7 protein-coding genes are annotated in these 6934 nt (G+C 59.6%); 4 read left to right on the top strand and 3 right to left on the bottom strand.

The annotated features are described in order from the left end of the window. Positions 1–464: 464 nt before the first annotated feature. The gene (istA, locus tag BMW72_RS17935; protein ID WP_092113051.1) at positions 465–2048 is read left to right on the top strand and encodes an IS21 family transposase; all 1584 of its coding nucleotides are present in this window, start codon (positions 465–467) and stop codon (positions 2046–2048) included. Next, positions 2045–2713 (top strand): ATP-binding protein, encoded by a 669-nt coding sequence (locus BMW72_RS17930; protein WP_241984016.1) that lies wholly within the window; start codon positions 2045–2047, stop codon positions 2711–2713. The genes istA and BMW72_RS17930 overlap by 4 nt, the downstream gene beginning before the upstream one ends. Here BMW72_RS17930 and BMW72_RS17925 read toward each other — a convergent pair. From BMW72_RS17925 to BMW72_RS17915, 3 genes are read right to left on the bottom strand one after another with little or no spacing between them, the layout of a single operon-like run. Further along, the gene (locus tag BMW72_RS17925; protein WP_092113048.1) at positions 2685–3680 is read right to left on the bottom strand and encodes a tyrosine-type recombinase/integrase; all 996 of its coding nucleotides are present in this window, start codon (positions 3678–3680) and stop codon (positions 2685–2687) included. The two genes, BMW72_RS17930 and BMW72_RS17925, sit on opposite strands and share 29 nt — an antisense overlap. After that, on the bottom strand, positions 3677–4624 hold the full coding sequence (locus tag BMW72_RS17920) for a tyrosine-type recombinase/integrase (protein WP_092113045.1): 948 nt from the start codon (positions 4622–4624) through the stop codon (positions 3677–3679). Before BMW72_RS17920 ends, BMW72_RS17925 begins: the two co-directional genes overlap by 4 nt. After that, on the bottom strand, positions 4617–5807 hold the full coding sequence (locus tag BMW72_RS17915) for a tyrosine-type recombinase/integrase (RefSeq protein ID WP_166787787.1): 1191 nt from the start codon (positions 5805–5807) through the stop codon (positions 4617–4619). Before BMW72_RS17915 ends, BMW72_RS17920 begins: the two co-directional genes overlap by 8 nt. Positions 5808–5966: 159 nt before the next feature. Between BMW72_RS17915 and BMW72_RS17910 the strand changes: the two genes are divergently transcribed. After that, positions 5967–6221: a P-loop NTPase family protein gene (locus tag BMW72_RS17910; RefSeq protein ID WP_277871559.1), complete on the top strand. Its 255-nt coding sequence runs from the start codon at positions 5967–5969 to the stop codon at positions 6219–6221. A gap of 358 nt (positions 6222–6579) precedes the next feature. Next, positions 6580–6934: helix-turn-helix domain-containing protein (locus BMW72_RS17905; protein ID WP_167361077.1), on the top strand; the 355-nt coding region annotated here is incomplete at its 3' end.

Below are 6934 nucleotides of genomic sequence, written 5' to 3'. Positions count from 1 at the left end.
TTCGAAATCTGACGCACTACATAGCCCAATCGCTCCTTGAAACTGGCGGATTCCGCCCCACTTACACTTCTCTCTCTGCGAAGAGCCACTTAATTGTTCATACGTTGAACTGAAGGCTGCTCCTCGTGGCCGCCAGCGGGCCGTTCTTTATGGCCATTGACACACATGGCCCTGCGTGAAGGCAAGACCTTGCAGGCGGCTCGCAACCACATCTGTTAACGCCGACCGAAAATAGGGCCAGTATCGCCTTGGGTTCTACTGGTCGTTGCAACACCCAGACTCTTGGGAGTTTGTATGACCACGTTAAACCCGACCAATGTGGCGAGTAGTCCGACTCGGTACGGTTAGTCCACGTTGTTGGTACTGCCGTTCCACGCTGTTGGTACTGCGGTCATCTGCATCTGGTCCCGTTGAAAGGACGGCAGCACGACGGGTGTTGCCGATTCCTGACGGAGGGGGCATTGATGGCGAGCTACAAAGCCATAACAGCGTTGGTATTCGAGGGCCGCAGCTACGACGAGATCGCAGGTCTGGTGGGGTGTTCACGCCGGGACATCTCAATGGTGAAGAAGACCATCGCCGCGAAGAGCCTGACCGCCGCGACGACCGCGGCGATGAGCGACGCGCAGTGGGCGGAACTGTTCCCCGACAAGCGCCGCAGCGTATCGGAAGCGTTCATCCAGCCTGACTTCGCGGGGACGTTGAAGTCGATGAAGAACAACAAACACTTCACCCTGCAGCAGGGGTGGCGAATGTATGTCGGTTTGGACTCGGCGCAGCCTGGGCGCAAGTACGGGTATTCGCGGTACTGCGAGCTGTTCACCGAGTTCGTCAACACCCATGATGTCGTGGCGACCTTGCACCACGATCCGGGTCGAGCCCTGCTCGTGGACTGGGCAGGCGACACTCTCCCGGTGACAGACATGGCCACCGGGGAGATCCGCAAGGGCTACCTGTTCGTCGCGGTCCTACCGTTTTCCGGGCTGATCTTCTGCTCGGCCTATGCCGATATGAAGCAGGATTCTTGGAACAACGCCCACGTTCAGGCCTTCGAGTTCATCGGCGGTTCAACCCAGATCATCGTCCCGGATAACGCCGCCACCGCCACCCATAGAACGGTCAAAGGCGACAGCGCTCGCGTCGTTCAGGCCCGATACCAAGAGCTCGCCGACCATTATTCCACCGCCGTCGTCCCGGCCCGCGTGCGCCGACCTAGGGACAAAGCTGCCGCAGAATCTGCGGTAAACACCATCAACAAGCGCGTAATCGGCTATCTAGCTGAAGAATTATGGACAACCTTCACCGAACTCAATGCTGCCATCAAGGAACGCATGGCGGAGATCAATGAGCAGATGCGGCGCGCCGACGGCACCACCCGGTCTGAACGGTTTCGTGCCGACGAAGCGGAGCTGCTCCAGCCGTTGCCGGCGCACCGGTTCGATACGGTCTCGTGGAAGCAGCTGAAGGTCGGTCGGAATTATCACGTCACTGCCGATTACCAGCACTATTCGGTGCCTTACAAGCTGGCCGGGCAGATGCTGCGGGTGCGTCTGACTGGCGGCAACGTCACCATCTTTGACGGCGACACGCTCATCTGTGAGCATCCGCGCAAGTCCGGGCGCAAGGGCCAGTACTCCACGGTTGCCGAGCATGCTCCGGAGCGCCACCACGACCTCGAGGGCTTGTGGACACGGCAGTGGTTCGAGCACCGCGCCAAGAGCTTCGGGCCCGCGACCGTGGAGGTGATCGAGATGATCCTGGACCGTTCCGTCATCGAAGCGCAGGCTTACCTCGACTGCCAAAACATCCTGATGACCCTCGGCAAGAGCAATAAGCAGCGGCTCGAGTCGGCGTGCCAGCAGATCGTGAATCAGCGCGGTTACCCGACCTACACGACGCTGAAACGCATCATGGCGACCATCACCGGTGACAAGAAGCAAAGCCACCCGTTGGTGCCGGCGGCCTCGAATACGAAGAGCCCGCCCGGGCCTGCCGACGCGCCCAGCGTCCTGGTCCGCGGTGCCGACTACTACAAGGACCGCGGATGATGGGCAGCGTGTTCACCAGCGTCGACCACGACAAATTCAAGGCTCTGCGCATCACGCACCTCGCGGCGCGATTCGAGGAACTGATCAAGGACGAAGCCAACGATGCTGCCGCGCCCGAGGAGCTGTTTCTCACGGCGGTCGATGAGGCTTTGGAGCTTCGCCGATCGATTCGGATCGAGAAACTGATCCGTCAAGCCAAGTTCCCCATCCCGGAGGCGTCGGTAGCTGAGCTGAACTATCCGCCGGGACGAAACCTCACCCCGGTGCGGATGAAACGCTACGCCACCCATGAGTGGAGAGCCGACCCGACGAACCTGCTCATCATCTCTCCCACCGGCGGCGGGAAAACCTATCTGGCCTGCGCGATCGGCATCGCGGCCTGCCATAGCGAGCACAGCGTTCACTACACCCGGATGGATGACCTGGCCCGCCAGCTGGTCATCGCCCGCGGAGATGGGATCGGGCATCAGAACATGCTCAACAAGCTCAGCGATGTTGATTTGCTCATCATCGACGACTTATGCGAAGCTTCGCATAAGTCGTCTAATGTGCAGCAAAAGATTATGCGAAGTTCACATGGCGTGGCCCGTCACCCGTGCGCAAGCAGCGAGTTTAACTTCGCATTATCCTTGGTAGCTAGAGTAAATCGCGAAGCCAGGCAATGAGGTCTGCCCGTTGTTCCTTCCCGTACGGGCTGTGGGGAACGATGTTCTGTTCGGCTGATTCGATGGCCCGGCGTTTGGCTTCGGTGCTCGCCCGGGCATAGATCTCCGTGGTGGTGACGCTCTCGTGTCCGAGGAAATCGCGGATGTAGATCAGGTTCACCCCAGCCTCGAGGAGGTGCATGGCTTTCGAGTGCCGCATGATGTGGGGATGCGCCTTCGATGGAACGTCCTCTGGATTGGCGCTATGCGCGACGGTGACGCTCTTTTGCAGCACATACGCGACACCGGCCCTGCCGAGTGGGTTTCCGCTACGGTTCACGAACAGCGGATCCGTCGGTGCTGCGTGAGGACGTACCGAGGTGATGTATCGCGACAACATTTCGCCGACTTGCGAGGAGAGCGGAATGACGCGAGCCTTCCTCCCTTTCCCGAGGACCTTGGCAGTGTGCGGGCGAGATAGTGTCAGGTCCCCGACCGCCATGCCGCACACCTCGCTGACCCTGGCGCCCGAGTCGTAGAGCAAGGACACGATCGTCACATCCCGTAAGTCATCGGACGCGGCTCCGACCACGAGCTGCACGGCGCGAACGCTAAGAAACTCGACCTCCTCGGTTGTTGGCGTCTTCACGGAGGGTATCTGGAGGATACGGCGACAGATCTCGATGTGCTCGGGGGCCTCAGCCTGCACGAACTTTGCGAATGATCTGATGGCGGCGATGCGTGCGTTTGAGGTCGAAGCGGCGCAGTGCCGTTCCTCGCGGAGCCAATCGCTGAATCGGCCGATATGGTCGGGGTCGAGGTTAGCCATGGTGACCTTGTCGGGTGGCACTCCCTCTCCACTGTCCATCCATTTGAGTAGCAGCACGAAAGCATCACGGTATGAGGCGATGGTGTGGGCGCTGAACCCTCGTCGCTTCGGCAGGTAGTCGATGAGGAAGGACTGCAGCAGCGACGGAAACTCTCTCATGATGCACCGCCAAACACACGTTGTGAAACCTGCTGTTGCGCGTCAATGATCCGTAGCAACGTGTCCTGGGTGAACCTGAGGTAATACTCCGTGCTGGTGATGTCGGCATGGCCCATGTAGGTGGCCAGGAGCGGTAGTGCGACATAGATATCTGTCCCGTTGTCGACCATTTTTTCGAGCGCGTGAACCGCATAGGAATGCCTCAGATCATGGGGGCGGATTGGTTTGCCCTGGCGTGTGAGAACGCCGGCACGACCGAAGATGCCGCTGAGCGCGGCGCCCGCGTTGTTGCTGCGGGGAACATTGCCGCGTGCCGTTGGCATCAGCGGTAGAGTGCCACCCTCGGCGGTGAGGCCGCAGCGTTCCAGATAGCCCGAGGCATATTCCCACAGCGATGCCGACATGGGGAGCAGCCTGGTCCGGTCACCTTTGGCGTGTCTGATCAGGATCGTGCCCGCGCTGATGTCTAGGTCAGACACGGCAAGCGCGCAGGCTTCACCGCTGCGTATGCCGCAACACCACAGTAGCCGCAGCAGCAATCTTCGCTGCTCGGATGCGGTGCGGTCGGCAATGGCCAGGATGTGGGCCATCTCGGACGCGGCCACGATCCTTGGCACGAAATCGGTGGTGTCGCGTACGAGTCCTTCGGGCGGAATCGCCGGTGTGTAGCCCGTACTCGCAAGCCACAGACAGAATTGACGCAGAATGGCGATGCGTTTGCACTGGGTCGATACGGCTTCGCCTGGTTTTCTGCTGGTGAGTTTTTCGACAGCGACACGGGAAACAACGTCGGGATCGACCGGGTAGTCGGCGATGAATCGTGCGATTTCTCGCAGCACGTATTGGTAGCCGGTGGAGATCGAGTAGCCCAGCGAGCGTTTGTAGCGCACATACCCGGTGAACAATTCGCCGTGAGGGCCAGCGAACACGAGGATGTCAACCACGGGGCACCTCCAACGACAGAAAACGAAGCCTTTCGACGTCGATGGCCATGTACTTGCGCGTGGTGTTGGCGTTCGAATGCCCCAATATTCCCGAAATCACCGGGTAGGGAGTGCCGCCGGAAAGCATATTTGTTGCTGCTGAGTGGCGCAGCGAATGCATCCCGTGATGCTTGCCAGAGGTGTTCACGGATGCCCGCACGTAAGCATTAGTTGCGACGTAGTGGAACGGGTTCACAGCATTCTCGAAGCTGTCATGGGGTGCACGATGGTGCAAAAATACGTGGTCGTTTGGATTCTTGGGTCGCTCGTTGCGTAGATAGTCGGCCAGGGCAAGCATCACCTCATCAGGCAACGGAAGCCTGACGGGGTTACCGGTCTTGACTTGCGTGAACCTGACCTCGCGAGTACGCCAGTCCAGATCGCCCAGACGCAACGCCCGAATATCGCCGGCGCGCATCCCGAGAACAGAGGCGAGAAGCAGCATCGCCCGATCACGTCGCAGGCACTCCGCTCCCGTTGCAGCGACCATCGCGGCAACCTCGCTGACGGCGTAAGCCGACGGCAGTGAAGCATACTTATGACCTGGAATGATCGGCATCGCCGCCGCAACAGCAGAGCTGCATAACCCCTCGCCGGCTGCCCATGTCGTGAACGCGCGGATGGCGTAAAGGATCCCGGCCCGTGTTTGCGGGGTCATCAAGGAACACGCTTCAATATGGGCAGTGACATCCTCCATGGAGAGATCACCCAAATCATTGATCCTCACACCCGTCAGGAACTTTCTGATGAGGCATGTCTGACCACGACGTGTGTGGCGAGCAAGGCCACGCTGCTGAAGATGGGACACATACGCGTCCAAGACGTGCAGAAATCGATCAGGTACATCCTCAGGCAAAGCCCTCGACAAAGACGGAAGACACCCGTCTTTCTCCACGGAAAGCAGGGTCCGCACGTGCCTGAGCATGCTGCGTTTGCCAGGGGACGGAACATTCTCATTCAACCCCATGTCAACGATGAGTTGCTGTTCCTGGTCCGTGTCGAACCACTCGATGCCGCGTTCGGAACACCATCGCTTGGCCTTGTTCCACGTACCTTTGTAATGCTGGATCGTACCGGAGGTGTACCCCAGTTCAGCAAGCATTCGGCCTGTCTGGGAAACAATCTCGTCAATGTTCTTATTCATACCCATCCCTCCAAATGTCAAGGTTTTGACATCATGCCAAGGCAAACTGCGGAGGAAGAGGGGTGGGTTATGCGAAGTTAAACTCGCTGCTTATGCACGGGCGACGGACCCGTAGTTGGTGAACTTCGCATAATCTTTTGCTGCACATTAGACGACTTTTTGACGGTGGGGATCGACCCCAACGCGGCCAGCGACCTCTTCTCGATTCTGGCTAACCGTGATCACCGGCTGCCGACGATCATCGTCAGCCAATCGGGGCCGGCCTACTGGGTCGAGGCCCTACCCGACCGGATAGCCGCCGACTCCACCGTCAACCGGCTCGCCAGCCAAGCCCGCACACTCAACCTCGGCGAGGTCGACATGCGACGCCGGCGCAGCGACGAAGCAAAGACCGCGAAGGACTACTGGGAGTAACGCCCCGGACTTCGTCGCAACGGTCTGGCCGGGCTGGCTACATCGCCAGCCCGGCCAGTTCCACCTCCCCGGAACAGCAGTACCAACAACGTGGACTATCAGTACCAAAAGCGACTATCCGCCAACCAATGAGCCCTCGACCGACGAACAGAATCCGTGCGCGGACAAGGCGTCTTTTCTGGCTCTGCTGGAGCGACTTGGTGACGTGACTTCTGCCTCGGCTGAGCTGGGCATCAACCGCGGCACTGGCTACCGTTGGGCGCGCAGCGTTGGGATTCGAGGGCCGAAACCGCACCCTGGGCGTGAGATGTTCCGTGAGCTCCGCGCGGCTGGCACTCCCCGCCGTGAGGCGGCCGCTTTGGCCGATGTCGATATCAGGACTGCCGTCGACTGGGACAAAGGGATCCGTAAATCGAACAACCGGCGTATTTACCCAGACGGCCGCGTGATCGAGTACACAGGAAATGTGAACCGCACTCCGACAGCAAAAGCCATAGAGCTAGCCGCGCTTGAGAAACAAATCAATGTTCGTTACCTCTCTTTAGTTGAGAGAGAAACGATCCGGGATCTTCACGTTGCCGGCGGCTCCCTGCGAACAATCGCCACATTGATGAGCCGGTCCCCGTCCACAATCAGCCGCGAGATTGCCCGAAACCGCCAACCCGAACACGGGGAATATCAGCCCTACTCCGCACATCGACTAGCCGCCAGTC

Origin of the sequence: Cryobacterium luteum (genome assembly GCF_900110125.1) — a bacterium.
In the GTDB taxonomy this organism is placed as follows: Bacteria; Actinomycetota; Actinomycetes; order Actinomycetales; family Microbacteriaceae; genus Cryobacterium; species Cryobacterium luteum.
This window is presented reverse-complemented; position numbering and strand designations above follow the sequence as displayed.

Excerpts from the sequence above, each read along its gene's own strand:
- istA (WP_092113051.1), top strand. The coding sequence starts at position 465 with ATGGCGAGCTACAAAGCCATAACAGCGTTGGTATTCGAGGGCCGCAGC.
- BMW72_RS17915 (WP_166787787.1), bottom strand. The coding sequence starts at position 5,807 with ATGAATAAGAACATTGACGAGATTGTTTCCCAGACAGGCCGAATGCTT.
- BMW72_RS17925 (WP_092113048.1), bottom strand. The coding sequence starts at position 3,680 with ATGAGAGAGTTTCCGTCGCTGCTGCAGTCCTTCCTCATCGACTACCTG.
- BMW72_RS17930 (WP_241984016.1), top strand. The coding sequence starts at position 2,045 with ATGATGGGCAGCGTGTTCACCAGCGTCGACCACGACAAATTCAAGGCT.